Source organism: Novosphingobium sp. P6W, from assembly GCF_000876675.2.
GTDB lineage: Bacteria > Pseudomonadota > Alphaproteobacteria > Sphingomonadales > Sphingomonadaceae > Novosphingobium.
Window position 1 is genome coordinate 540,001 of record NZ_CP030353.1, and the last position, 26,471, is coordinate 566,471.

A 26,471-nucleotide genomic window follows, 5' to 3' on the forward strand; every position below is an offset into this window, starting at 1 on the left:
GACGGTATAGCCGAATACATAGGCCAGCGCATCCTCGCGGGCGACGCCCTTGGCCTTGGTGCCGATGATCGCGGCGAGTTCGACTTCCCAGTCGAGCTGCTGGGTGATCTCGGCGTTGTGGCGGATCGGCTCACCGGGCGCGATCACGCTGGTCGGCGGCTTGGAGAAGATCACCGGCTGGCGCGGCAGTTCGGCAGAGGTGTCGAGCGACTTGGCGCTCTCGGCGACGTGCTCGGTGTAGTTGAGGCCGATGCCGAAGATGTTCTTGCGCGGGCGCGGGATCGGCGCGAGCAGCGTGACATTGGCGAAGGGGATCGCGGTGCCCAGCGGGAACAGGCCATCGGCGTCCGAGATCAGCGCCGTCGCGATGGCGACCCCCTGCGGGCCAAGGTCGATGAATTCAAGCATCGTGGCGGGGAAGGGAACGCCCATCTCCTCACCGAACAGTTCGAGGTCGAGGACATATTCGCCGCCGTGACCGGAGACGATCGCGCCAAGGCGACCTTCGGCTTCGACATTGGCACGGTAGGTTACGAGACGCATGGGTGATCCCTTTTTAGGTAAGTCTAGGTGACGTTAAGGTCGGTCTAAGGTGGGCTTAAGACAGTACCGGCTGGTGGCCGCCGTTTTCGCCGAACGCTTCCTCGCGGTAGAGGCCCAGCGCGCGCATCACCGGAAGGTCGTTGAACGTGAACAGGCACGCATCCTCGCTGTCCGAGGCATTGGCGTGTTCGTGGTACATCCAGGCGGGAACCACGAAAATGTCGCGTTCCTGCCAGTCGAAGCGCTGGCCGTTGATGATCGACCAGCCCTTCCCCTTGGCGCACTGGTAGACGAAACTGCCGGTCTGGCGGTGCGCCCTGGTACGCTCTCCGGGACGCAGCAGCTGCATCGACGCGCCGATCGTCTGCATGACCGGCCCGCCGGTATGCGGGTTGACGTATTCCATCATCACACCGTCGAAGGGCGATCCGTCGGTGACTCGGGCATACTTGCTCAGCGCCTCGTAAGTGGGCGCCCATTCATACTTGAACAGCGGGGAATAGGGCTTGGACCAGGCCATGCCCGCCGGACGCAGGCCGGTTCCGGCCCAGGTCGCGGTGGAATCGTCGACTGCGTAAGAGACGGCCTGCTGAAGGTCGGGGTGAACCTCGTAGAAATTCGCCTCCAGTGCGTTCATCAGCGGGATGTCGAGACCGTCCTGCCAGATGCAGGGCGTACCGTCCTCGGACACGCCATGCTCGTGCCAGGTGCCGTTTGGCGTCAGCACGAAGTCATTGGCGCCCAGGGTCATCTTGTGGCCATCGACATTGGTGAAGGCGCCCTGCCCCTCCATGATGAAGCGCAGCGCCGAGGCCGAGTGGCGGTGGCTGGAGGCGACTTCGCCCGGCCCCATCACCTGCAGCCCGGAATAGAGCCAGCCCACGGCCGCGACAACGTCGGCCCGGCCCGGATTTTCGAGGTAGACGACGCGGCGGCCAGCCTTTTCCGGGGTCACCAGATCAAGCGCTTTCATCACATCATTGCGCAGATCGTTGTAGCGCCACAGGTACGGGACCGAGGTGGAAATGGGCTCCCACGGCTCGATCTTGTTCGCCACGGTCCACAGCGCTCCGGTGCCCAGCTGCTTGAGCCGCTGATAATACGCAACGAGTTCGGGAGTATCCTCCACGTTCGCGCGGCCGATCATTTCCTCGCGGTACTGGTCGAAACTCTCAGTCGCCATGGCTTGCCTCCGTGTCGAGATATTACGGACCTAAAATAATTTGAATAAACTGTCAAATGCAACTATTATCACTAAGTTTAGCGCGCAGATTCCCTGCGGTTTCCCGGTTAAGGAGCGCCCCATGTCCCAGAACCCCGTGCCCCAGATTTCGCCCGCCCCGTTCAAGGCTGCGGTCATTCAGGCCGCTTCGATCCCCGCCGATTCTCTGGCCGCTGCGCAAAAGGCGGCGGGTCTCGTCCGCAAGGCGGCGGCCGGCGGCGCCAGCCTGCTGGTGTTTCCCGAGGCATTCCTGGGCGGCTATCCCAAGGGCGCATCTTTCGGCACACCCGTAGGCATGAGGAAGCCGCAGGGCCGCGAGGACTTCCGCGTCTACCACGAAGCCGCCATCGACCTTGACGGCCCCGAAGTGGAACTGCTGGCGCAGGCCACCGCCGAAACCGGCGCGTTCCTCGTCATCGGCGTGATCGAGCGGGACGGCGGCACCGTCTACTGCACGGCGCTGTTCTTCGACGGCAACAAGGGCCTCATCGCCAAGCACCGCAAGCTGATGCCCACCGGCGCGGAACGCCTGATCTGGGGCTTCGGCGATGGCTCCACCCTGCCCGTCATCGACACGCCGATGGGGCGGATCGGCGCGGTGATCTGCTGGGAAAACTACATGCCGATGATGCGCATGGCGATGTACGACCAGGGCATCACCCTCTACTGCGCCCCGACTGCCGACGACCGCGACGGCTGGGCCTCCACCATGCAGCACGTCGCGCTGGAAGGCCGCTGCTTTGTGCTCTCGTCGTGCCAGCACGTGACCCGCGGCGCCTATCCGGCCGATTTCGACTGCGCGCTGGGCGACGATCCGGAGACCGTACTGCTGCGCGGCGGATCGATGATCATCGATCCGCTTGGCCAGGTACTCGCCGGCCCCGATTATTCAGGCGAAACGATCCTCTATGCCGATATCGACCCGGCGCAGGTGGTACGCGGCAAGTACGATTTCGATGTCGTCGGGCACTATGCGCGGGCCGACGTGTTCGAGCTTTCGGTCAATGTCGCACCGCGCCGTGCGGTGACGCGTACCGGCGGGGAGTGAATAGTAAGTGGAATTCGACTTTTCCAAGGTTGCGACTCCCGATCGTTACAAGCTGATGGGTTCGTCCATCACCCCGCGCCCGATCGCGTGGGTGACGACGATCTCCGGTGAGGGGCTGCGCAATGCGGCCCCCTACAGCTTCTTCAACATGATGGGCGCAGAGCCGCCGCTGGTCGCGCTGGGCATGATGCGCCGCGCCGACGGCACTCACAAGGACAGCGCCGCGAATATCCTGGAAACGGGCGAATTCGTGGTCAACCTCGTCTCCGAGACGGACAGCGCGGCGATGAATTTCACCTGCATCGACGGCCCGCCCGATTTCGACGAACTGACTGCCGCCGGTCTGCAGACATTCCCGTCCAGCGTGATCGGCGCCCCGCGCATAGCCAGCGCTCCGGTGGCGATGGAATGCCGCCTGTACCACAGCATCGAGGCGGGCAAGACCACCATCGCACTGGGCGAAGTGCTGCGGTTCCACATCGACGATGCTTTCATCGACCCTGAGCGCCTCCACGTCGATACGCTGGCGATGAACCTCGTTGCCCGCGTCCACGGTGCGGGCTGGTATGCGCGCACGACCGACCTGTTCCAGATGACCCGCCCGACTTTCGAGCAGTGGCAGGGCGAACAGCAGGACGCCTGAAGATGACGTAAGAAGGGCCCCGCCGCGATTTGCGGCGGGGCCCTTTTTCGTTGAAGTCCGGGAGAGGTCAGACCCTGGTAGTAGCGATCGCCTCGATCTCGATCAGGAACTCCGGCATCGCCAGCGACTGGACGCCGACCACGGTGTTCGCCGCCGGCAGCGCCTCGCCGTAGAACGCGCCCAGTTCAGGGCCGATCGCGGCCAGCATCGAGACATCATAGTTCACGATGAAAGTGCGCAGGCGCAGCACCTGCGCGGGCCCGATGCCGAGCGAATCCAGCACGGCCTTGATGTTGGCCAGCGCCTGGCGCGCCTGAAGGCCGACGTCGCCGGCGCCCACCACTTTGTAGTCCTTGTCCCAGGCCACCTGGCCCGAGAGGTGGACGGTGCCGGTCGCCTCGTCGAGGGTGGCATGGGAAAAGCCGTACTGGACGCTGGGGTAGAGTGTTTCGGGATTGATGCGGGTGCTGGTCATGTCAGGCTCCGGGTTTGGTGCAGTTCAGTCGACGAGTTCGAGCTGATGGCCCCAAGGATCTTGGATATAGAGGTTCTTCTTGCCGGCGAGCGGGCCTTCGGTGATGTCGATGACCTCCATTGGCGTGCAGCCATGCGCGGCGAGATAGCGCGCCGCCTTCTCCACATCGTCGACCTTGAGGCCGAGGTGATGACCGCCCCAGTCGCAGTTGCGCGGCAGGGTGGCGGTGCGGTCGGCGGGCTTGTCGTACTGGACGAGCTGGAAATTGAGGTTGGCGGTCAGCTTGAGCATGATTAGCGTCAGGCAGGCGCCGGGGACGTTGACGTGGCTGGCCATCCAGTCACGTCCGTCCGCGCCAACGGGAATGTCAGCGGCATCGAGCGGCCCCATGCGGAACAGTTCGACCGCGCCAAAAACCTCGATGTAGAATTTCGCGACCGCATCGGCATCCTGGACGGTCCACGAAACATGGTCGGCCTCGATGAAAACGGGACGATCTGGGGCGGCGTCGGTCATGCACATCTCCGAGCTGGGAATTGCCGCCAGCCTACGCCGCGCACCGCCCGCGGCAATGGCGTGGACGATGCGAAGATGTTGCGCTGTGCGCAACGAATTGCCGGCTATCCGGCGTCTTCGAGCAAGTCCGTGATGGCGAGCGCGCGCGCCGGGAAACGCGGGCGGAAGCCTTCCACCTCGCCCTCACCGCAGCCGCGCGCAGCCGCGATACGGCGGATCAGGGCATGTTCGCAGCTTCTGCCCTGACAAAGCCCCATGCCCGCCCGGCAGCGCAGCTTGATCGCGCTGGCACCGAAGGCTGGTCCCACGCAGAGGGCGTCGGCGATGGCCTTGTCGACCGCGCCCGCCGGGATATCCTCGCACCGGCACAGCAGCGTCTCGGCGCTCGCGGCGGGAAGCCAGGGGCGCGGATCGGCGACGGCGCGAAGCAGGTCTATGAAGCCCTGCATAGCCTTGCGGGCTGACCGGGGACCGCGCATCGCCGCAGCGGCTTCGCGCTTGTTCAAAGCGCCTGCGTCCTGCGCAATGGCGAGGCCCGCGATCGCGCCCTCGGCCATGGCGGCATCGCTGCCCGCAACGCCCGTCGTTTCGCCCGCGACGTAAAGGCCGGGAACGGTGGAGCGCATCGCGTCGTCGTGGACTGCCTCCCACCCTCCGGCGGGGTTCGACCAGCGGACACCAGCTCCCGCCTGACGGACGAGGTCTGCCTGCGGAAGGAAGCCGTAGCACATGGCGGCAAGGTCGCAGGCGATTGCTTCCTCGCCGTTGGGCCCCGCGATGACGACCTGATCAACACCGCCTTGCCCGTCGCCTTCGCAGCGCAGAACCGGGGCGGCGTAGCGAACCTGCACTCCGGCAAGGCGCAGCGCCGCCATTCCGCCAGCGGCGGCGATCAGCGGCGCGGGCGTGGCTATGGCGCGCGGGAGATGGGCGAGCGCGGCTTTGGCCATCTGCGCGAAGGATTGGGCGAAACACACCGCCTCAACCTGTCCGCCCGCCTCGATGACCTGCTGGGCCAGCACGATCATCAGCGGATGCGTACCGAACAGCACCATGCGCTGGCCGGGAAGGACCTGCTGCGCTTTCACCAGGGTCTGAACCGCGCCTGCGCTCATCACGCCCGGCAAGGTCCAGCCCGGCAGCGCCACCGGCATGTCATAGCAGCCCCCCGCCACCAGCACGCGCCTCGCCTGCACTTCGCTGACGCCGCCCATGGTGCCGGACAGGGCAAGGGTAAACCCGGCCCCGGCTGCGGGATCGGGGGTGATGCCCAGCACGGATTGTCCGCCCAGCCAGTGCAGCTTCGCATCGTCGCTCAACTTGGCCAGCAAGGTGCGGCCCTTGCGATAGGGCGCGCCGGTAAGCCAGCCCGGCACCGAGAACGCGGCGGGAGGCTGGCGCAGGATCTGGCCGCCCGGACGCTGCTGTTCGTCGATGATGCAGGTGGAAAGACCCGCCGCCAGCGTGCGCTCGGCAGCGGCGAGGCCGGCCGGACCGCCGCCGACGATGGCGATGTCGAACACGGTCATGGCCTGGATTCCGGGTCGCGGGTGCTGATGCGCAGCGTCGGCTCCGCAAGCACGAGGCACCCGCGCACCCGGCGCCAGGGGCTTGTCCCGAGCGCGGCCCAGACCGTGCATTCGGAGCAAGTGCCCATGTTGCAGAACATCCCCCTCGGCGCGCCCGAGCGGTCATCGCGAAAACGCCGCGAGGCCGAGGCCAGCACTGCCACGGCCACCGTCTCGCCGGGATGGGCCATAACCGATGCGCCGTCGATCTCGACCGCGATCGGCTCGGGGCGAGTCACGCCTTGCTCGATGCGCCTCATGGCAGCACCGCGAAGGCATCAAGATGCGCAAAACGGCGGGGCAGGAACATCGACAGTTCTTCCGGCGCGCTGCCTTCTGCAATAGTGCGGGCGAGCAGCCGAGCCAGCACCGGGCCGAGCGTGAACAGCGAGCCGCCCGCCGCCACGAACAGCCCCGGCGCGGCAGGAATTTCCCCGACGATGGGCAGTTGATCGGCCGAGATGCAAGTCGTCCCGGTCCATGTCCGCAGCAGCGAGCGCTGCGCGAGGCCCGGCATCACCCGCGCCGCAACCGCAAGGTTGGCGCGCAGGTTCTTCATCTCCACCGCGGCGGGGCGGTCAAGATCCGGCGTGCCGTCGGCGCGGCGGGCAAGGCGCGAAGGCCAGCCGCCGCCGATCAACAGGTTGCCATCCTCGGTCTGCTTCATGGAGAGCCGTGCGCCGACGTGCTGGATTAGGTAAGGCAGCACCGGCTCCGTGCGGTCAGTCACACTCATCATCAGCGGCGCAGCATAAAGCGGCACGTTCAGCCCCAGCATCCCGGCAAGACGGGGCACCCAGTGGCCCGATGCCAGCAATACGCGCGGCGTGTTGACCCGCATTTCGCCGTCCGGGCCGGACAATACCGCGCTGTACGTTCCATCGCGGGCCATCGAAAGTCCGGTCAGCGCGGTGCCGGTGCGTATCCGCGCGCCCTGCTCTCCGGCGCCTTCGGCAAAGGCGTCCACAAGAATGCGCGGGTTGGCATGGCCTTCGTCCGCCAGCCAGGCCGCGCCCGCGAGATGCGGCGAGAGGTACGGCGCCCGCTCGCGCAGCTGCGCGCCGTCCAGCACCTGCGTCGAGAGGCCCAGCTCGTTTTCCCGCGCAACCTTGAAGGCAAGCAGCGCCATCTGCGCTTCGGTCTCTGCCACCATCAACCCGCCGTGCATGGCGACGTCCAGCGGGCGGCCCAGCATATGCTCGATCCCGCGCCATTCCTCTAGCGCGAGGCGGTTCAGCGTGACGATGCGCGCACCGTCGGCCGCAGCCTTTTCCCCCTGTTCGAGGAAGCGGCGCTCTATCTGGAAGTGCAGCGATCCGGCGTTCTGCCCCGAAGCGCCGGAATTGAGATGCCCGCGTTCGGCCACCAGCACCTTGAGGCCAAGCCTTGCAAGGTGCCAGGCCGAAGCGCAGCCGACGAGACCGCCACCGACGATCAGGATGTCGAATTTGGAAGTCTCGCCCGTCATCATCACATCATATCGAGCTTTCGCAGGGTCTCGGCAATGCTTTCGCGGTCTGCCTCGCTGACACCCAGCAAAGGCTTGCGCACGGTGCCGCCCGGAAGGCCCATCGCGTCGAGCGCGGCCTTGAGGATCGCCGGGCCCGAGCCGAAGCGGCCGACGAGTTCAGGCGTGTACCATTCCTCCATCAGCACGCGGTCCTTTAGGCCGCATTCGCGTGCGCCCTCGATATCACCGGCCCAGAGCTTGTCGTAGAAGCCGGTCTGGTTGCGGCCCAGCACGCCGCCCGCGCCCATCGTGCCGTCGCCGCCGTGGACGCGCAGCATGGTCAGGCCCAGTTCGTCCATCGGGAAGCCGAACACGCGCACCTGTTCGCGCAGGGCGAAGAAGGTCTCTGCGAAGTGGGTGAAGCGCGGGGTCGACTGCTTGATGGCAACCACGGCGTCGATCTCCGCCAGACGGCGCAGCAGTTCCAGCGGCATATCGATGCCGGTGCCCGGAGGCCAGTTGTAGACGCAGATCGGCAGGTCGATGGCCGCGCCGACTTCTTCGTAGAAGGCGACGATCTCGTCGGGCCCGGGGCGCACGTAAGGCGGCGGCGTGATGAGCACGCCCTCAAAGCCGCACTGGCCGGCGTGCTGGGCGTAAGCGATCGTCTCACGCGCGGTGAAGCTGGAGCAACCCGCGATCAGCGGCACGCGCTTGCCCATCTGTTCACCGGCAACGGTGAAGAGGCGTGCGCGCTCCTCGCGGGTCATGCTGGTCCACTCGCCGGTGGTGCCGGCCAGCACGAGGCCGTGCATGCCCTGATCGACGAGCCATTCGAGAAGCAGGCCAACGCCCTTTTCATCGAGAGTGTCCTCGTCGATGAACGGCGTCGTGATGGCGGGTATATACCCCTGCCAGTTGACCCGCGACCGCTTGCTGGCTGCCATGCTAACGTCCTTGTTCCTGAACTTATGTTTTCCTGCGGCGGCAGCGTGGTCTGTGCCCGCTTCCCGCCTTGCCCTCGATCGATGGCAGCCGGTGTGCTTTGCAACAATGGCGCGCATCGGGCGAATACGTTGCGCTGGATGCAACGAAGCGAAAACGCCTTACAGATGCGCAAACGCCGCGCCCGGACGAACCGGACGCGGCGCCGCGTTGGGAGCTTTGAAAAAGGGGGTCAGGCGGGCTGCAGGCTCGGCGCCTTGCGCGGGACGGCGAGGGACAGCCCGACCGTGACCGCCGCATTGGCAAGGAGCGCGACGAGGCCCGCCTCCCAGTGCGGGAACCAGCCCGCAGCGAGGTTCGACAGCGCCGGCACCCACATCACGGCATAGCCCGTCACCAAGCCTGCGAGCACCGCCCCCGCGCTGACGCGGCGCATCAGGAAGGCACAATAGACGCCCGGCGCCAGCATGCCGATGGCAGCATAGGCGGACAGACCGATCTCGACCAGCGAACCGCTCGCCCCCAGCGTCAGATAAAGCGCGATGGCGGCGAAGACGACCATCGCCAGGCGCGAGGCCAGCAGTTCGGTCCTGTCGTCGATCGAGGGCATCAGCGGGCGCACGATATTACGCCCGAAGATCGCGCCGCAGGTCAGCAGCAGCACCGAGCCGGGCACCAGCGCGAGCAGCGAGGCAGTGCCTGCCAGCACGCCGAGCATCCAGGCCGGATACCGCTCACCCACGAAGGCCAGCAGCAGCGCGTTGGGATCGCCGCCGGGGGCCTGCGTGCCGGCAAGCAGCGCCGCGAAGCCAAGCAGGATGATGAAGAAATAGGACAGCGAGTAGATCGGCTGAAACACCGCGTTGCGGCGGATCGTGTCCCCGCTGTCGGCCGAATAGCAGAGCTGGAACATATGAGGGAACACGTATGTCCCCAGCGCGACGTTGAGCGCCGAAGTGACCAGCCACGTCACGTCGAGACCGAGTTCGGGCTTGAGGCCGGGGAAGCGAACCGCTTCGGGGAAGCGATCGCCCACGGTGCGGAACAGGTCGAGGACGGAGGTTTCACCGACGACGCCCGCCACGGTCCAGGCCAGCGCGATCACCACCACCAGCATCAGGATGTCCTTCACGCCCGCCGCAAAGGCGGCGGAGCGCAGGCCGGCAAGGAACACGAACATCAGCATCAGCGCCACGGCCACCAGCGCGGCTGCGCCCTGTCCGACGCCGGGTGCGGCAAGGCGCACCACCAGCGTCAGCGCGGTCACCTGGATCTGCACGTAGACCACCAGCGCGATCAGCCCTGCGGCGGCTATGCAAACCCCAAGCCAGCGCGAATTGTAGCGGTGAGCGAAAAAGTCTGCCTGAGTGACAAGCCTGTGCCTCCGCCCGTAGGCATGGATCAGCGGGGTCAGCCAGTAACCGATCGCTGCGGAAAGCGAGACGGAGCAGAACGCGAGATAGGCAGGCGCACCGTAAGCCCAGGCGAAACCCGAAATGCCAAGCACCGCAAAGGTCGTGTAGATCTCGCCCGCGTTGAGGAACCAGAACACCAGCGTGCCCAGCTTGCGGCCGCCCAGCGCCCATTCCTCCATGTTCTGCGCGCGCTTCTGCTTGCGGCGGCCGTAGAGCATGGAGCCGGCGACAGTGCCGCCGACGATCAGCAGGATGAGGGCGAGGATCATGCCGCGTCCTCCAGCTTGCGATCGAGCATGAAGCGCAGCGCCAGCACGGCGGTGGCGAACACGATCCCCGCCATCTGCCAGACCATGCCGAACGGCAGGCCCAGCGGGCGCCACTCGACATCGTTAGCCCAGGGCGCGAAGCCCAGCTGCCATACGAACGGCAGCAAAAGCAGCAGGTCGGCCTTCTTGAGGCCGGGCGGGGTCTCGGTGTCGTCGGGATCGGTCATGGCTCGGCTCTCGGATAATGCAGCGGACAGCGTGAACGGGCGATGCGTTGCGTTCAATGACGAACTGGCGCCAGATACGTTGCGTTTTCGGGAACACCCCGCCTTTCGGCAGGCCCTCGCTCTCAGCGCTGGAAGGGGCGGTTCCACTGGCGCAGTTGCGCCTCGATGCGCTTGAGCAGCCGCAGCGGCGCACCTTCGAGCTGGCGGCCGGAGCGCAGGACGAGGCTGGTGGTCGTCTCCTCGATCTGGTCGTCGGCGATGGGCACGCTGACCATCGCGCCTTCCATCAGTTCCGACCAGACCGAAATCTGCGGCAGGATCGCCAAAGCAATGCCGGAACGCACCGCGTCCTGCATGACGTGGATCGAATTCGAGGTTATCGCGGGCTGGAGATAGGTCTTCGCATTCGCCTCGGCGGCGCTGAGGATCTGGCGGATGCGAAAGTTCGCCGGCGGCAGGCACAGCGGAACCTGGCCCAGTTCGGCAATGGTCACGCTGGACTTCGAGGCGAAGGGATGGTCCGGCAGCATGATCGCCATCAGCGGCTGTGCGATCACCGAGCGGACGTGAATCTTCATGTCGTTGGGGGTGGAGAAGACGAGGCCGAAATGCGCCTCGTCGTCCGCGATCATGCGGAGGATTTCCTGCGTCGAGCCGGTCAAAATTTCCAGCGTGATCTGCGGGTTGGCTTCCGAAAACTGGCTGACGAGGCTGGTGAAAGCCTTGCCCGCAAAGCCCTCTCCGATGGCCGCCGTCACTTGGCCCGTGCGGACCGAGCGCAGTTCCTCCAGCTTCGAGCGTAGCGCCTCGCGGTCCGCAAGCTGGTTGCGGTAATGGGCGATGACGATCTCGCCCGCATGGGTCAGGCGCACGCCGCGCCGGCCCTTTTCGATGAGCGCAAGGCCGTACTGGCTTTCAAGCTGGGCGATCTGCCGGCTGATCGAGGACGGGGCGACATTGAGCCGATCCCCCGCCGCCCGCATCGAGCCCGCATTGAGCGCTTCCAGCAGATATCGCATTCCGGCTTCGGACAACAGCGTGCTCCTTTAACGCCCTCCCCTAGCAGGTCAGCGCGCGGGATCGAAGTCCTTGCCCAGCGGCAGGTCCCGCGAACTGGAACCGACCTGGACCCGGTAGGTGCCCTTGGCCATGCGCCAGTCCTTCGCGGTCTCGTCCCAATAGGACAGCGCGCGGGTATCGAGCGGAAATTCCACCATGGCCGACTTGCCGGGTTGGAGCGAGACGCGCGCAAAACCCTTGAGCTGGCGCGGCGGTTCACCGGCCGCTGCAGGCATCGAGACGTAGAGCTGCGCCACTTCGTCACCGGTGACCTTGCCGGTGTTGCGCACCTTGGCAATGACCGTCCAGCCTTGCTTGCCCTTTGCCACAGTCAGCTTGTCATAGCCGAAAGTCGTGTACGACAGGCCGTGGCCGAAGGGATAGAGCGGCGCGATGCCCTTGGCGTCGTACCAGCGGTAACCCACCAAAATGCCCTCGTCGTAGCGCGCGGTGGTGCCGATGCCGGGGTAGCGGGCGGGCTGGTCGGCGGGGCCGTTCACCTCGTCGGCCGGGAAGGTCACCGGCAGCTTGCCCGAGGGGTTGGCCTTGCCGGTCAGTAGCGCGGCGATGGAATCCGCGGCCTGCTCGCCCGGATACCAGGCGGCGAGGATGCCCGCGACCTTGTCTCGCCACGGCATCAGCACCGGACCTACCGTGTGCAGAACGACGACCGTGTTCGGATTGGCGGCGGCAACGGCCTCGATCAGGGCGTCCTGATCGCCGGGCAGTTTCAGGTCGGTCCGGTCGGCGCCTTCCGAAACGTGGTCGGCGACGAAGACGACGGCGACCTTGGCCTTCTTTGCTGCGGCGACGGCCTCGTCGATCAAGGTGCTGTCAGGCGCCTCCCAGCCAAGGCGCAGTTCGTTGGCCGAAAGCGTCGGCGCGTTGGAATAGGCGAGTTCGAGCGAGACGCGCTTGCCCGCTTCAAGCTGCACGGTGCCGTGGGTGGCAAGGCGGAAGCTCTGCTTGGGAACGTAGGCGACGCGCTTACCGTCGATGTTCAGCGCGATCTCGCCGCCGCCGTTGAGCGAGAAGCGGTAGACGCCCGATTTGGCTGGCACGAAGCTGGCCGTCCAACGGGCGGACCACAGCGCCGGCAGGCCGGTAACGCCGGCCTTGGGCCCGGCCTCGGCGTAGTCGACCTGTGCTTCCTTGCGGACCGCAACCGGCTTGCCCGTCCAGTCGGGCGAGGCGTAGTAGCTGGCGGTCAGGTTCTGGAATGCCGCAGCGGGCATTGCCGGCAGGGGCAGGATGCCCAGCGTGCCGCGTGCATACGCGACCGACGTGTCCGGCCCCAGCGCCGCCTTGATGGCGTCGAGCGGGGTCTTGAGCGTGCCAATGTCCTCGGTCTTCACGAAGCCGCCGTAGCGCTCGGACGTCTGGACGTTGGCGCCGGCATCGTCGCCGATCACCGCCACGCTGGCCAGCTTGCCCGGCAGGAGCGGCAGCACGCCGCGCTCGTTGCGCAGCAGCACGGTGCCTTCCTCGGCGATCTTCTCCGACAGAACGAGGTGCGCTGGGCTACGCACGTCGGCGGTGGCACTTCCCGGAAGCGGCTTGTCGACAAGGCCAAGGCGGAACATCGGGGTCACGATCCGCGAGACCATGCCGTCGATGTCACCTTGCGTAATCTCACCCCTGGCGCGCGCGGCCTTGAGTTCCTTCACGCCGTAAAACTCGGCAAAGCCGAAAGGGCTGAGCCCGCCCGGCATCGAGATGTCCAGCCCGGACTTGACCGAAGCCACGGTGCTACGGTGGGCAAAGTACCAGTCGGCAACCACGAACCCGTCGAAACCCCAGTCCTTGAGATGGCCCAGCGTCTCAGGGTTCTCGCAGGCGTAATGGCCGTTGACGCGGTTGTACGCGCACATGATCGAGCCGGCCTTGGCCGTCTTCACCACCGCTTCGAACGCCGGATAGTAGATTTCGCGCAGCGCCCGTTCCGGGATCACGGCGTCGACGGCCTCATAGGACGGACCATCGCCTAGGCGCAGCCATTCCTGGTTGTTCGCGGCGAAGTGCTTTGGGGTCGCGATCAGGCCCAGCGACTGGATACCGGCGGTGATCGCAGTGCCGAGCTGCGCGGTGAGGAACGGGTCTTCGCTCAGCGTTTCAGCGGCGCGGCCCCACTTGGGAGTGCGGATGATGTTGATCGTGGGGGCAAGCACGACATTGCGGCCCTTGCCCGCGTGCTCGGCGCCCAGCGCCTTGCCGTAGTCCGCCATCAGCGTGCGGTCGAACGTCGCCGCGCCCATGATCGGGGCGGGGAACTGGGTCACGCCCTTCATGCCGTTGCCGACACCGGCAGGGCCATCGCCCATGCACAGGCCGGGAAGGCCCAATCGGGCGATGCCGCTGATGTGTCCGACGCAGGCATTGACGCCGGTGCCGTTCGCATCAAGCTCGGTATCGCCCTGAAGCAGGCGCAGCTTCTCGTCATCCGTCATCGCCGCGACCACCAGCTTTGCCCGCTCCTGCGGGCTGCGGGCGGCATCGAGCCAGGGCTTGTCCACGCCTGCGGCAAACGCTGGCATGGCCCATGCCGAGGCAAGCGCAATCCCGGAGAGCAAAGCTCTCCGGGACGTTGCAGCCTGGCGCGACGCTCCGGTTTGCACCGGGCGGACGAACTTCGAGGCAGCTGCAGTCATGATCAGAACTTGACCAAACCCGACAGGCTGACCGTGCGCGGACGGTTCATGTAGTAGCCAAGCGGATACACACCCGGGACGATCTCGTTGTAGTTGATCGTCGTCTGGTCGTTCAGCAGGTTGGTGACGTTGAGGTTCACTGACCACGGGCCCTTGTTCACGCCCGCGTGCAGACCGACCAGCCAGTACGAACTGAGCGTCTGGTAATTATCGATGGCCGGGTTGAACTTGGTGGCCATGCCGCCCTGATAGCTGGCATCGGCACCGAACGAGGCTTCCACGCCAAGCGAGTCGATCGGGGCCGAATAATTGATGCTGGCCGATCCGGTGACCTTGGGCACGTAAGGGATACGATCACCCTTGTTGCCGGTGCCCGCGACGGGGTTGTCCTGCGCCAGCTTGGCGGTGTTGTAGTTGCCCGACAGGTTGATGTCGAGGCCGGGGATCGGACGCGCTTCGAGCGTCATTTCCACGCCCTTCACTTCCGCCTTGCCGCCGTTGCCGGTGTAGGCGAACGAAAGCGTCCCGTTGGTCGCCTGCTGCGAGACCTGGATGTCCGACCAGTCGATGTAATAGAGCGCGCCGTTCAGGAACAGCTTGCGATCCATCAGCGTGGTCTTCACGCCCCATTCGTAGGACCACAGCGAGTCCGAGCCGTAGCCATCGGGGATGACGACGTTGGCGATGGCAGCCGCCGTCTGGTCGTTGGTGCCGCCCGAACGGTAGCCCTGCGCGACCTGGATATAGGTGTTGACCTGATCGCTCAGCTTGTACGCCAGGTTGAAGCGGCCGATCAGGCCGTTGTCCTTAGTGTGCAGCGTGGGACCGACGCCTGCACCGGGAGCGCCGCCAGCGCGCACGATCGCGTTGGAAACCTGCTCCAGCTTGAAGTCGAACAGACGGCCGCCGGCAGTGAAGGTCAGGTCAGGCACGATTTCGTAGCTGACTTCACCAAACAGCGCGCGCTCCTTGATCCGGGTGGACACTTCCCGGTCGAGCAGCAGGTCGGCGCTGGAGTTGGACAGGTTGCCGGTGCCGTCGGCCTTGGGCCAGGAACTGCGGTAGTCGCGGTTTTCGTTCTGGAAGAAGCCGCCGACCAGGATCTGGAACGGGCCGCCAAAGTCGGAGGCGAAGCGCAGTTCGCCGCTGTCCACCCGGCGGTGCTTGTCCTGCTTCAGCGCGCTGCGGCCGGTGGTGGCGTGGGGCAGGCCGAAGAAGGCCTGTGCCGCCAGCGAGGCATCGCGCACGAATTCGGTGTCACGCACGAAGCGCGAAACAGTGCCGGTGAACGTACCGAAGGGTTGCTTGTAGTTGACCGTCGCGTTGTAGATTTCGCTCTTGTCATTGTAGGGCGCGCGCACTTCATCAGCCTGGTAGTTCGAGGGCAGCGTGTTGCCGTCGTAATCGACCTTGTTGTAGAAGTTCTTCGCGTCCTGATGAACGTCCTGATACATCGCGGTCAGGTCTACGGTCAGGTCCGGAGTGGCCTGCAGGCGCGCGGTAAGACGGCCGGCCTTGCTCTTTTCGGCATTGGCGCCGTTCTGGAAACGGTTGTCGATCCAGCCCGGCAGGTCGGCGTAGAAACCCGATGCGCGCACGGCAAGAACACCGGGGATGATCGGCAGGTTGACGGCGCCGTCGGTCTGCATGCCCAGCGATGCGCCCTTGGTGGCGCGCAGAGCGGACTGGACATACCCGTTCACGCCCGCGTCGGGGTCGGCCTTCTTGGTGATGTAGCGGATCGTGCCGGCCATCGAGCTGGCGCCGAAGGTGGTGCCCTGCGGACCCTTGAGCACTTCCACGCGGTCGATGTCGAACAGCTTGATGTCGGGGGCCTGGCCGCCGCCGTCCTGCGAGTTCTCGCCGGTGATGACGGTTTCGTCGAGATACATGCCGACGGTGCTGGCACCGGCCGAGTTGATGCCGCGGATCACGTAGCGCTTGTCGCCAGGACCCTCATCCTGGACCGAAAGCGCGGGGATCGCGTGGTAGAAGTCGGCGAAGTCGACTGCGCCCTTGTCCTTGAGCGCGTCGCCGCCCAGCGCCTGAACGGCGATCGGGGTGTCCTGAATGGTCGAGGAGGTCCGCTTGGACGCCGTGACGACGATGTCACCGCCGGTTCCGCTGGCCTCGCTGGCATCCTGCGCCAGCGCAGGCACGGCGCAAAGCGCGGTGCCTGCCATGATGCCGGATACGAAAAGCCTGAGCGACCCGTTCTTCTTGATGTTCATGGAACCCCTTTCAACCACTTTTGTTGTAGCCGGCGCGACAGCAAGTGTCCCCGCATTCACCGGATGAAAGGAACGTCCCACGCACCCGGTTGCGCTTCAATGAAGCCAATCGGCGAACTTCGTTGCGATCAAGGCAACACTGGTGGTAACGATTTCATGAAGAGGAGGCCCAGGCGCGCCCTACAAACGGCGCAAATCCATGGGTTTATCGCGGGAGAGGCTGCTGGAATCTCGGACCGCTTGCGGCTCATTGGCAGGCACGCATGTCAGGACGATGACGCACAATGTTGCGGCCAGGCGGCAAGTCGCGCTGCCTTGCACCCCGATTCCACGCCCGGACCGCACACTTGATTGCAGCTGGAGCACTGCCAGCGGCGCACATCCGATATGCCGCGAAACTCCGGCGACCGGCAGGGGGCAGCGCCGGTCCGGCGGATATCCGCACAAGCGCATTTGATCTGGCGCGGCGCTTCATTCTAAGTAGTCGGCCATGGCTGCTGCTCCACCCTCCCGCGAAATAGAACCGCCCTTGCGCATACTCACACCGCGTCAGCGCGAGAGGCGTGAACGCATTCAGGCGGCCACCTTCGAACTGCTTGCCCGCCACGGCGGCGACATGCTGTCGATGAAGCTCATCGCGCAGACTGCCGGGGTGGCCGAGCGCACGCTATTCAATATCTACGGATCGAAGGACCGCCTGTTCGCCTTCAGCGCCCGCGAACGCAGCGAGGAGACGATCTCGGAAGCCCACCGGGACGGCGGCATGGGTCTCGGCTTCTTCATGATCCTTCCCCGCAAGCTGGCCGACAAGACCTTCGAGGCCCCGGAACTTGCTCGCGCCTTCGCGCCGATCCTCGTCGAACATGCCGACATGGTGGGGCTGCCCGAAGTCTACGAGCACTTCGCCGGAGGCGCACTGCGGGCGATGCGGCCAAGCGGACAGGTCGCGGTGGACGATATCGCCTTCGTATCCCGCCTGATCTGCATGAGCATGGTCGGCACCGTCGTGTTGTGGGCCAAGCGCGAGATCGCCGACGCCGCGCTGGAAACGCATTTGCGCCTCGCGATCTGTCAGGTTCTGCTGCCCTATGCCGAACCGCCGCTGGACGATACTTTGCGCGAACAGGCCCGCGAGCACACCCGCTCGCTTTCCCGGTCGGTAAGCGAGCGCCTAGCCTAAATTGCAGTCAACTGCATTTATTTCCCCGTGTAGTGTGATGTCGACCTCAGAAAAGGGGCACCGGGGGGCGACCAAGTAGAAAAGGCCCTTTTGCCGGTTTAGGGGAAAGGATCATTTTCATGTCTTTAATGGCAGGACCAACCGCGCGCGCTGCACTTCTCGCCGGTGTCGTCATCTCTACTTTCGCTTTCACGCCGGCAAATGCCCAGGACACTGCAATTGAAGCGGTGCCCGCGCCGCAGGCCGTACCAACGCCTCAGGCCGCGCCGGCACCGCAGGACCGCGCCATCGAAGGCGGCCTTGGCGATATCGTCGTCACCGCCCGCCGCCGTGCGGAAAGTTTGCAGGACGTGCCGGTCGCGGTCACCGCGATCACCGCCGAGCAGCTTCAGAAATACGACATGACCAGCCTGGAGAAAATCTCCACCCAGACCCCGCAGTTCACCATCGGCCGCTCGTCCAACGGATCGGGTGCACAGTTGACGCTTCGCGGCATCGGCTCGTCCTCCACCTCGATCGGCATCGAACAATCGGTCGCGGTCGTGGTCGACGGCGTCTATTACGGTCAGGGCCGCGTCATCAACGAAGGCTTCCTCGATCTTGACGGCGTCGAAGTGCTGAAAGGCCCGCAGTCGCTGTTCTTCGGCAAGAACGCGACCGCGGGCGTGATCTCGCTGCGCACCGCCAACCCCACCTCGACGCCGGAATTCAAGGCGAAGATGGGCTATGAATTCCGTTCCAAGGAACTGGTCGGTGAATTCGTAGGCTCGGGACCGATCACCGACACCCTTGGCGTGCGCGTCGCGCTGCGCGCCTCGAACATGTTCGGCGGCTACTTCAAGAACGGCGGCATCGACAAGACCTACAACACCTTCGACGTCGCCACGGGCGTCACCACCCCGCATTTCGCGCCCGCCTATGACGGCGACAACCCCGGTTCGCAGGAACTGCTGGGCCGCATCACCCTGGTCTACGATCCGGGCAACGACTTCAAATTCACCGTCAAGGCCAACGGTTCACGCTCCAAGGTCAACAACAACTCGTGGAACTACGTGCCTTACGGCTGCGCCACCGGGACCTATTCGACCAACCCGGCGATCGCCTGCAAGAAGGACTTCACGGTCTACCAGAACTACTTCCCGGAAGACTTGGCGGGCGCCAACCCGTGGTCGCGTGACGACGGCGCCCTTTACAACAAGTACAATAGCTGGGCCGTCACCGGCACCGCCGAATACGCGTTCAAGGACGTCGACGTCACCTGGGTCAACAACTACAACCGCAACGTCAACCAGTGGGCCTGCGACTGCACATTCGTGTCGAGCGACACCGCCGCGGCGCCTTCCACCGAACGCTCGATCTACCACGCCTTCTCCAGCGAACTGCGCGCGCAGACCAAACTGGACGGGCCGGTCAACCTGCTTGCCGGCGCCTATTACCAGAAGACCCGCCGCTTCCACCAGCAGACCGGCTCCTTCGGCAATATCGAGAATTCGACCGCGCCCGAACAGTACCGCTACCTCGGCTACTACAAGCGCTCGGCCACCGATGGCGAGACGCTGTCCGCCTATGGCCAGGCGACGTGGAAGATCCTGCCCATGCTCGAGGCGACGGCGGGCGTGCGCTATATCCATGAAACCAAGGACAGCTACCTCACCCAGCCTTACGTGAATGCGGCGCTGCAGGGGCTGTTCCTTGAAAACACGCCGATCCCCGGCAACCAGACGTTCAACAACTGGTCGCCCGAAGCAACGCTAAGCTGGAAACCGACCGACGACGTCACCGTCTACGGCGCCTACAAGACCGCCTACAAGTCCGGCGGCTTCTCCAACTCGGGCTTCGTCAGCGCCACCACCGTGCCCAGCGACGTGGCATTCCGGCCCGAAAAGGCGCGTGGTTTCGAAGTGGGCATCAAGTCCAAGGTTCTCGACAATCAGCTGCGCCTCAACTTCGATGTCTACAGCTACAAATACGTCGATCTGCAGGTCGACTTCTTCAACGCCCAGACCTTCGCCTTCGTGACCACCAACGCAGGGTCTGCGCGCACCAAAGGCGCCGAGCTGGAATTCGAATTCGCACCTTACGCGGTGCCGGGCTTGAACCTGCACGGCTCGATCAATTACAACAAGGCGCGCTACGGCGCCTACATCGCCCCGTGCTATGGCGGCCAGTCGATTGAGCAGGGATGCAACACCACGTTCCAGGGCGCTCCCGGTCAGGACCTGAGCGGCGCACCCACCGCCGTTGCTCCCAAGTGGACCGGATCGTTGGGCGTCGGTTACGAAACCGAGGTCGGCCAGGGCACCGTGTTCGGGGCAACGCTGGATAGCCGCTATTCCAGTTCCTACCTCGCCTCCAGCTTCGCCCACCCGCTCTCGGGTCAGGCGAAGTACCTGACCCTCGACGGTACGCTGCGCCTCAAGTTCAACGACGAGCGATTCGAAATCGCGCTGATCGGCAAGAACCTGACGAACCAGTTCATCGTCGGCGGATCGGTCGATGGGCCCAACACCGGCGCGAACACGGGCGCAAGCCAGAACGCCGCGACCGGCGCCGCCGTCATCTCGGACGAGATCGGCTTCGTGAACCTGCCGCGCACGGTCCAGATCCAGGCCAGCGTGAAGTTCTGACGTGCACGGGCCGGCGGGATACCTCTCCCGCTGGCCTGCCCCTGTTCATGAAAGGCCCAGACATGACCGATCTTGCCACTCTGATCGCCAAGGATGCGATCCGCGATCTCGCTTCCCGCTACATGCGCGGCCAAGACCGCCTCGACCACACGCTGCAACTGGCCACCTTCTGGCCGGATTCGACCACAGACTACGGCATCTTCAAAGGCAGCGGCCCGGATTTCGTGGACTTCGCGCAAAATCTGCTGACCGAACATCTCGCCAACCAGCACATCATCGGCCAGCATCTGATCGAGTTCGATCCCGCCGACCCCACGCGCGCTTATGGCGAGGTCTACTACTACGCATTCCACCGCATCCTCGATGATGGCGCGCCCACCGACATGGTGATCTCTGGCCGCTACCTCGACCGTTACGAGCAGCGAAACGGAGAGTGGCGCTTCGCTCACCGCTCCGAATTCGTCGACTGGGCGCGCAAGGAACCCGCCGCCGACGCCATCCTTACCACCGATCTCGCGGCCTGCCTGATGGGCCGCCACGACATGCAGGACCGGTCCTACGACCGCGCCTGGCTCGCCACTGCCTGAACCGGAGATATTCATCGTGACCCAGAAAAGCATCATCGTCACCGGCGCCGCATCGGCAGGCGGCCTCGGCTTCGCGGCCGCTCGCCTGCTGGCCCGCGAAGGCCATGCCGTGACCCTCACCGACCTTGACGGCGACAATGCCGCCGCCCGCGCCGAAGAATTGCGCGCCGAGGGGCTGACCGCCACCGGCCTTGCCCAGGACGTGACCGACGAAGCCGGCTGGGCCGCACTGGTGGGCCGCGTGAAGAGCGAGACCGGCCGCATCGACGGCCTCGTCAACAACGCCGGCATCGCCGTGCTGAAGTGGACCGCCGATCTCGACGTCGAAGCCTGGGACCGCCAGATCAACGTCAATCTCAAAAGCGTCTATCTGGGCTGCCGCGCGGTGCTGCCAGTGATGCAGGCGCAGGCGGCGGGGTCGATCGTGAACCTTTCATCCATCGCCGGCCTCGTCGGCGTACCCGGCGCGTCCGCCTATGCCGCCAGCAAGGGCGGGGTACGGCTCTATTCCAAGGCGCTCGCCCTCGAAGTGGCCAAGCAGGGCATCCGCGTCAATTCGGTGCACCCCGGCGTCATCTGGACCGACATGCAGAAAGTCGCGATCGAGGACAATCCCGACCAGTACGACGCCATCAACGCCGCGATCCCGATGGGCCGCATGGGCGAACCCGACGACATCGGCAACATGATCGCCTTCCTCATCTCCGACCGCGCGAAGTATGTGACCGGCGGCGAATTCGTCGTCGATGGCGGACTGACGGCACAATGACCGCCGCACTGTCCCTGCGGGCCATTGTCCTGTTCGTCATCGTCGTCGCCGGGCAGATCGGCGGCAGCGTGCTGCTGGCGCGCACGGCCGGCTTCACCAGCCCGGGCTGGTCGCTGCTGTGCGGCGCCGTCTACGCCTTATCGCTCTACTGCCTGGCGCTGCTGCTTCACGAAGGCGCCGCCCTCAGCCTGCTGATGCCGCTGATGGCCGCAGTGGTGCCGATGGGCGCGATCCTGCTTGCCGTGGTGGTGCTTGGCGAGGGCGCTTCGTGGGCCCGTCTCGGGCTGCTCACGCTGTCCTGTGCGGTCGTCGCACTGGCCAGCCGGGTCTGAATCCGCGATAGCGGGGGCAGGCGCGAAACGACTTTACTATTGCCGGAACCCGCGAGTTGGTTGCAGGAGGGCTTTCATTCCTGTCTTACCAGTCTTCCGGGAGCCCAATTTGGCCGTCAGTCCTGCCCCCAAGCGCGCGCCGCGCACCGCGCCGCGCGTAACGGCTCCCAATGCCGCTGCCCCCACGTCCATCGAAAGCGCCGCCCCCACTCGCCAGTCGCTCAAGAGCGCGCAGACGCGCGGGCGGCTGATCGAGGCCACGATCCAGTGCCTGGTCAAGGTCGGCTATTCGGGCACGACCACCCCCCTCGTCGCTACCGAGGCCGGCCTGTCGCGCGGGGCGATGCTCCACCACTTCGAAAACAGCGCCACGCTGATCCGTGCCACCGTCGTCGAACTGCACGAACGGCGCCTGCGCGCATTCCGCCGCTCGTCGGAGGTGACGCACCACGATCCCTCGGCAATGGTCGGCGCTTATTGGCGGCAGGTCCAGAAGCCGGCCTTCATCGCATTCCAGGAACTGGCGCTGGCCGCGCGCACGAATGCCGATCTGGCCCAGATCATGCAGCCCTTGCAACTCGAATACCGTGAACGCTTCCACGCCGAAGCCTTCACCCTGTTTCCCGAATGGCACTCCGCACCGGATCAGTTCGCACAGGCCATGGCCCTGTCGCAGACGCTGATGGAAGGCATGGCGATGAGCCTGCTGACCGGCGCTCTCGACGAAACCATGGTCCCTGCCCTGCTTGCCATGCTGGAAGAAAAGATCAGGACCCTGCGGCCCGCCTGATCAACGCGCCGCGCGGTCGCCGTCCGCATCGAAGTAGGTGGCCTGCCGCGCGTAATACGAGGAATCGAGACGGCACTGCACCAGTCCGGCGTCGGGCGCGATCACTTGCCCGGTGATGTTGATCGCATCATCGCTGGCGAGGTAGGCAAAGGCCCCGGCAATCTCGTCCGCCTCGACCACCCGGCCCAGCGGATTGCGCGCCTGCGCCGCCTTGCGCATGGCCTGCGCGTCGCCATAGGCGAGTTCGGTCATCCGCGTGGGCACATTACCCGGCGCCACGGCATTGACGCGGATACCTTCGCCCGCCAATTCCGCCGCGACCGACCGGGTCAGCCCGATCACCGCGTGCTTGGCCGCCGTATAGGCGTGCGGCCCCAGCGGCGCGAGGCCCGCCGCGCTGGAGGTGGAAAGGATCACCCCCTGCCCGCGCGGCCGCATCGCCTTTGCGGCGTGCTTCATGCCGTAGAACACACTGTCGAGCAGCACTGCCAGAGTGTCGTGCCAGGCCCGGTCCTCGATCTCCTCAACCCGGCCCACCGCGCCCAGTTGCCCGGCATTGTTGATGATGCAATCGAGGCGGCCGTGCACCTCGCACGCCCGCGCGACAAGCGCCGACACGTCCGCCTCGCGCGTCACGTCGCAAAGCATGAACTGCGCACCCAGTTCATCGGCCAGTGCAAGGCCTGCGTCCTCGCGAATGTCGCCCAGCACCAGCAGCGCCCCCTCGCGCGCAAAGCGCCGCGCGGTCGCCTCGCCGAGCCCGCTGGAGGCGCCAGTGATGACCGTGACCTTGCCGCCTAGCCGCATTGTCGTCTCTCCATTTTTACATTCAATTGTGCTTGTTTTATATCGCACAACTGCATTGTTGCAACCCGCAGAGACCAAATGTTTCCCGGCCCGTGTCGCCGCGCGCGCATAAAGAAAAGTCTTCCCGCAGCCTCACATCCTCCATATTTTTAAAGGATTGTCCGCCGCATCCGATGAGTATCATATGACACGTCCCGCACATCCGGGAGCATCTGATGACATCGATATGCATACAGTCTTGACTGCTTGTTTTAAAGGCATGACAAGAGGTGGTCGGAACCGCGACAAAGAGAGAGATCCATGAGCAGGCTCTACGGAAATGCCATTCAGGCAGGCTACCTTGTCGAAGCCCTGGAACCGGCGATCGCGTTCTGGACGGGCACGCTGGGCATCGGGCCTTTCTTCGTCATGCCTCCGCCCCAATTCGCATGGCTGCGCCATGACGGGCAGGAGACGGAGCGCACCGACATCATCGGTCAAGTCGCCCTGGCGCAAAGCGGCGATATCCAGATCGAACTCATCGTTCCCGGCCCCGATGCTTCGACCTACCGCGATTTTCTGGCCGGCGGCGGGCGCGGAATGCACCACCTCGGCATGGCAAGCGACCGCTTCGACGACCAGCGCAGCGCTGCCATCGCTTCCGGCATGACGGTCGCCACCGAAGGCGCCACACAGCGCACCCGCTTCGCCTATCTGCAGCCGCCGCCGGATGCGCCGGGCCCGATCATCGAACTGATCGACATGGTGCCGGTGATGACCGAAATCTACGAACGCGTGCGCGCCGCCTCGCAAGGCTGGGACGGCCGCGATCCCATGCGCGCTTACTGATGGCTGCCGGAGACCCGACGTGACACCGCGCCCCCTTGGCCGAACTGGCCTCAGCGCCGCCCCGCTCATGCTGGGCGGCAACGTGTTCGGCTGGACCGCAGGCCGCAAGGAGAGCTTCGCCATCCTCGACGCCTTCGTCGATGCCGGAGGCTCGCTGGTCGACACGGCAGACGTCTACTCGGCGTGGGCACTGGGCAATGTCGGCGGCGAATCCGAAACTCTGATCGGTGACTGGCTGCGCAGCGGCGGACGGCGCGAAAGCCTGGTGATCGCCACCAAGGTCGGCCTGCTCGACGGCGCAGGCGGCAAGGGCCTGTCAGCATCGCGCATTGCCGGCGCGGTGGAGGAATCGTTGCAGCGCCTCGGCACCGATCATATCGACATCTACTTCGCCCACCGTGACGATCCTGCCGCTCCGCTGGAAGAAACGCTGGAGGCCTTCGACCGGCTGGTGAGGTCCGGCAAAGTCCGGGCGCTGGGCGCTTCCAATTATGAAGCCGACCGGCTCGAAGCGGCGCTGAAGACAAGCGACGCCAATGGCTGGGCTCGCTTCGCGGTGATCGAACCGCGCTACAACCTGATCGAACGCGATGGCTACGAAGGCGCGCTGCAAGCGCTCGCCTTGCGCGAATGCCTTGCGGTTGTTCCTTACTTTGCGCTGGCGAACGGGCTGCTCACCGGCAAGTACCGCAGCGCAGGGGATGTCGCCGGTCATGCCCGCGAACAGTACCTCAAACCCCTGTTCGAACGCGCCAATGTCCCCCGGGTGATCGCCGCGATGGATGAAATCGCTGCGCAGACCGGCGCCTCGATGGTCAGCATCGCCATCGCCTGGATGCTGGCCCGGCCCGGTGTCAGCGCCCCCATAGCCAGCGTATCGCGGCCGGCGCAACTGGGCGATCTCGTGGCCGGGACGCAGCTGCAACTTAATGCCGCGCAGCTTGCACGGCTCGATGGAACCGGCGTTTGAGCTTTTCCGCGCTGCGCCGCTCGCCGTGGTTCGCTCTGGCAGCGCTGACGATCACTTTCAGCGTCGGCTTCGTCGACCGCCAGATCCTCAACCTGCTGGTGCAGCCGATCAAGGCCGACTTCGGGCTCAGCGACCTCGAAATCAGCCTGCTGCAAGGGGCGGCATTCTCTATCGCCTACCTCATCATGAGCCCGGTATTCGGGCGCTGGGTCGACGTTTCGGGCCGCCGCCGCATCCTGCTGGGCTGCATCGCGGTGTGGAGCGTGTTCACTGCCGCCTGCGGCTTCACCCGCAGCTTCGGCGCGCTGTTCGCCGCGCGTTCGGGCGTGGGTGCGGCTGAGGCCGGGCTGACACCGTCCTCGTGGTCGCTGCTCAGCGATCTGTTCGACGAAAAGCGCCTGGCCCGCGCGCTCAGCATCTACAACATGGGGCCGTACATCGGCAGCGGGCTGGCCCTGCTGCTGGGCGGCGTGGTGATCGAATGGGCCACCCGCGCCGATCTTTCCGCCGTGCCGGTAATCGGCGCGCTGGCGCCTTGGCAGATCACCTTCGTGATCGTCAGCACGCTGGGCCTGGTATGCATCGCCATGGTCGCGGCGATGCGCGAGCCGCCGCGCGGCGCGGTCGATCCCGGGCAGACCGACAGCCCGCCGCCGCTCACCCTGGGGGAGGCCCTCTCAATCCTATGGGCCCACCGCGGGTTCTACGGATATTTCTATATCGGCATGGCGCTGGCCATCATCCCGATCTACGCCTTCCCGGCTTGGCTGCCGACCGTGGCGATCCGCCAGTACGGCGTTTCCATCGGGCAGGTCGGCATGACATATGGCCTGCTCACGCTGGTCGGCGGATCGCTGGGCGTGCTGACCGGGCCTACGCTGGGCCGGTGGCTGGCCCGGGCGGGCTATCCCGACGCCAATATGCGCCTTGGCGTGATCAGTGCGCTGGCGGTCTTCGCCTGCTGCGCCGCGCTGCTGATGCGCAGTGGTTACGAGATGGTGCTGGCCATCGGCGGGATCATCAGCTTCTGCTACTCCATCCCCACCGCCATGGCCGCTACCGCATTGCAGGTGGTGACGCCCAACCGGATGCGCGGCCTTGCCTCCTCGCTCTACATCGTGCTGGTGACGCTGATGGGGCTGGGCATCGCGCCGGTGACCGTGGCCTTCCTCACCGACAAGGTTTTCCGCGACGAACTGCGCGTGGGGGACTCGCTTGGCATCGTCTGCGCCATCTCGGCTTTGCTTAGCTGCGGGGCCCTGTGGCTCAGCCTGAAGGCCTATCGCCGCCTGATCCTCGATCCGATCAGGCTGGCCTGAGCG

Annotated in this window: 25 protein-coding genes (1 of these 25 running past the window's edge); 11 read left to right on the forward strand and 14 right to left on the reverse strand. The window is 65.4% G+C overall.

Annotated elements, in window-relative coordinates; genetic code table 11:
• Positions 1-543: the 5' portion of a fumarylacetoacetate hydrolase family protein gene (locus tag TQ38_RS18860; RefSeq protein ID WP_043975637.1), read on the reverse strand. 381 nt of this gene lie to the left of the window's left edge; only the first 543 of its 924 coding nucleotides appear in the window; the start codon lies at positions 541-543; its stop codon lies off the left edge, out of view.
• 55 nt (positions 544-598) lie between these two features.
• Positions 599-1,726 carry a cupin domain-containing protein gene (locus TQ38_RS18865; RefSeq protein ID WP_043975639.1) on the reverse strand — a complete coding sequence of 376 codons (1,128 nt, stop codon included), beginning with the start codon at positions 1,724-1,726 and terminating at the stop codon, positions 599-601.
• Positions 1,727-1,847: 121 nt separating this feature from the next.
• On the opposite strand from TQ38_RS18865, the gene TQ38_RS18870 reads away from it, so the two are divergent.
• Both TQ38_RS18870 and TQ38_RS18875 read left to right on the forward strand, forming a co-directional pair.
• Positions 1,848-2,813, forward strand: coding sequence for a carbon-nitrogen hydrolase family protein (locus TQ38_RS18870; protein WP_043975641.1), 966 nt, complete (start codon positions 1,848-1,850; stop codon positions 2,811-2,813).
• Positions 2,814-2,820: 7 nt separating this feature from the next.
• On the forward strand, positions 2,821-3,456 hold the full coding sequence (locus tag TQ38_RS18875; protein WP_043975643.1) for a flavin reductase family protein: 636 nt from the start codon (positions 2,821-2,823) through the stop codon (positions 3,454-3,456).
• Positions 3,457-3,523: 67 nt separating this feature from the next.
• Here the strand turns inward: TQ38_RS18875 and TQ38_RS18880 are convergent, their stop codons facing one another.
• From TQ38_RS18880 to TQ38_RS18930, 11 genes are all read right to left on the reverse strand, one after another.
• Positions 3,524-3,931, reverse strand: a complete 408-nt coding sequence (locus TQ38_RS18880; RefSeq protein ID WP_043975645.1) for a RidA family protein — start codon at positions 3,929-3,931, stop codon at positions 3,524-3,526.
• A 24-nt stretch (positions 3,932-3,955) separates the two neighbouring features.
• Complete coding sequence (locus TQ38_RS18885) at positions 3,956-4,447, reverse strand: VOC family protein (RefSeq protein WP_043975647.1); 492 nt, start codon at positions 4,445-4,447, stop codon at positions 3,956-3,958.
• Between the two features lie 104 nt (positions 4,448-4,551).
• The gene (locus tag TQ38_RS18890; protein WP_043975648.1) at positions 4,552-5,976 is read right to left on the reverse strand and encodes an FAD-dependent oxidoreductase; all 1,425 of its coding nucleotides are present in this window, start codon (positions 5,974-5,976) and stop codon (positions 4,552-4,554) included.
• Complete coding sequence (locus TQ38_RS18895) at positions 5,973-6,275, reverse strand: 2Fe-2S iron-sulfur cluster-binding protein (protein WP_043975649.1); 303 nt, start codon at positions 6,273-6,275, stop codon at positions 5,973-5,975. The genes TQ38_RS18890 and TQ38_RS18895 overlap by 4 nt, the downstream gene beginning before the upstream one ends.
• Positions 6,272-7,483 carry an FAD-binding oxidoreductase gene (locus TQ38_RS18900; RefSeq protein ID WP_052505753.1) on the reverse strand — a complete coding sequence of 404 codons (1,212 nt, stop codon included), beginning with the start codon at positions 7,481-7,483 and terminating at the stop codon, positions 6,272-6,274. Before TQ38_RS18900 ends, TQ38_RS18895 begins: the two co-directional genes overlap by 4 nt.
• A 2-nt stretch (positions 7,484-7,485) precedes the next feature.
• Positions 7,486-8,412, reverse strand: a complete 927-nt coding sequence (locus tag TQ38_RS18905) for a dihydrodipicolinate synthase family protein (protein WP_043975651.1) — start codon at positions 8,410-8,412, stop codon at positions 7,486-7,488.
• A 230-nt stretch (positions 8,413-8,642) separates the two neighbouring features.
• Entirely contained in the window at positions 8,643-10,094 is a 1,452-nt protein-coding gene (locus TQ38_RS18910) for a sodium:solute symporter (RefSeq protein WP_043975653.1), read from the reverse strand.
• Positions 10,091-10,321 (reverse strand): DUF3311 domain-containing protein, encoded by a 231-nt coding sequence (locus tag TQ38_RS18915; protein ID WP_043975655.1) that lies wholly within the window; start codon positions 10,319-10,321, stop codon positions 10,091-10,093. Before TQ38_RS18915 ends, TQ38_RS18910 begins: the two co-directional genes overlap by 4 nt.
• Before the next feature lie 122 nt (positions 10,322-10,443).
• Positions 10,444-11,355: a LysR family transcriptional regulator gene (locus tag TQ38_RS18920; RefSeq protein ID WP_240198145.1), complete on the reverse strand. Its 912-nt coding sequence runs from the start codon at positions 11,353-11,355 to the stop codon at positions 10,444-10,446.
• A 33-nt stretch (positions 11,356-11,388) separates the two neighbouring features.
• On the reverse strand, positions 11,389-13,914 hold the full coding sequence (locus TQ38_RS18925; RefSeq protein WP_043975835.1) for a glycoside hydrolase family 3 C-terminal domain-containing protein: 2,526 nt from the start codon (positions 13,912-13,914) through the stop codon (positions 11,389-11,391).
• Positions 13,915-14,030: 116 nt separating this feature from the next.
• Positions 14,031-16,259, reverse strand: a complete 2,229-nt coding sequence (locus tag TQ38_RS18930) for a TonB-dependent receptor (RefSeq protein WP_043975657.1) — start codon at positions 16,257-16,259, stop codon at positions 14,031-14,033.
• 529 nt (positions 16,260-16,788) lie between these two features.
• Here TQ38_RS18930 and TQ38_RS18935 point away from each other — a divergent pair.
• The 6 genes from TQ38_RS18935 to TQ38_RS18960 all read left to right on the forward strand — a co-directional run bounded on the left by TQ38_RS18935 (position 16,789) and on the right by TQ38_RS18960 (position 22,544).
• A complete protein-coding gene (locus TQ38_RS18935; RefSeq protein WP_240198146.1) occupies positions 16,789-17,439 on the forward strand; it encodes a TetR/AcrR family transcriptional regulator in 651 nt (216 codons plus the stop codon).
• Between the two features lie 119 nt (positions 17,440-17,558).
• A complete protein-coding gene (locus tag TQ38_RS18940) occupies positions 17,559-20,066 on the forward strand; it encodes a TonB-dependent receptor (RefSeq protein WP_240198147.1) in 2,508 nt (835 codons plus the stop codon).
• 62 nt (positions 20,067-20,128) lie between these two features.
• Positions 20,129-20,653, forward strand: coding sequence for a nuclear transport factor 2 family protein (locus TQ38_RS18945; protein ID WP_052505728.1), 525 nt, complete (start codon positions 20,129-20,131; stop codon positions 20,651-20,653).
• 16 nt (positions 20,654-20,669) lie between these two features.
• A complete protein-coding gene (locus TQ38_RS18950) occupies positions 20,670-21,422 on the forward strand; it encodes an SDR family NAD(P)-dependent oxidoreductase (RefSeq protein WP_052505729.1) in 753 nt (250 codons plus the stop codon).
• Positions 21,419-21,754 carry a hypothetical protein gene (locus TQ38_RS18955; RefSeq protein WP_043975661.1) on the forward strand — a complete coding sequence of 112 codons (336 nt, stop codon included), beginning with the start codon at positions 21,419-21,421 and terminating at the stop codon, positions 21,752-21,754. Before TQ38_RS18950 ends, TQ38_RS18955 begins: the two co-directional genes overlap by 4 nt.
• A 109-nt stretch (positions 21,755-21,863) precedes the next feature.
• Positions 21,864-22,544, forward strand: a complete 681-nt coding sequence (locus tag TQ38_RS18960; protein ID WP_052505730.1) for a TetR/AcrR family transcriptional regulator — start codon at positions 21,864-21,866, stop codon at positions 22,542-22,544.
• Here the strand turns inward: TQ38_RS18960 and TQ38_RS18965 are convergent, their stop codons facing one another.
• Positions 22,545-23,351, reverse strand: a complete 807-nt coding sequence (locus TQ38_RS18965; protein WP_043975662.1) for an SDR family oxidoreductase — start codon at positions 23,349-23,351, stop codon at positions 22,545-22,547.
• A 300-nt stretch (positions 23,352-23,651) separates the two neighbouring features.
• On the opposite strand from TQ38_RS18965, the gene TQ38_RS18970 reads away from it, so the two are divergent.
• Genes TQ38_RS18970 through TQ38_RS18980 form a run of 3 tightly spaced genes read left to right on the forward strand, consistent with a single transcriptional unit; the run spans position 23,652 to position 26,468 of the window.
• Positions 23,652-24,179, forward strand: coding sequence for a VOC family protein (locus tag TQ38_RS18970; RefSeq protein WP_043975664.1), 528 nt, complete (start codon positions 23,652-23,654; stop codon positions 24,177-24,179).
• A 19-nt stretch (positions 24,180-24,198) separates the two neighbouring features.
• Positions 24,199-25,149, forward strand: coding sequence for an aldo/keto reductase (locus tag TQ38_RS18975; RefSeq protein ID WP_043975665.1), 951 nt, complete (start codon positions 24,199-24,201; stop codon positions 25,147-25,149).
• Entirely contained in the window at positions 25,146-26,468 is a 1,323-nt protein-coding gene (locus TQ38_RS18980) for an MFS transporter (RefSeq protein ID WP_043975667.1), read from the forward strand. The genes TQ38_RS18975 and TQ38_RS18980 overlap by 4 nt, the downstream gene beginning before the upstream one ends.
• Positions 26,469-26,471: the final 3 nt, after the last annotated feature.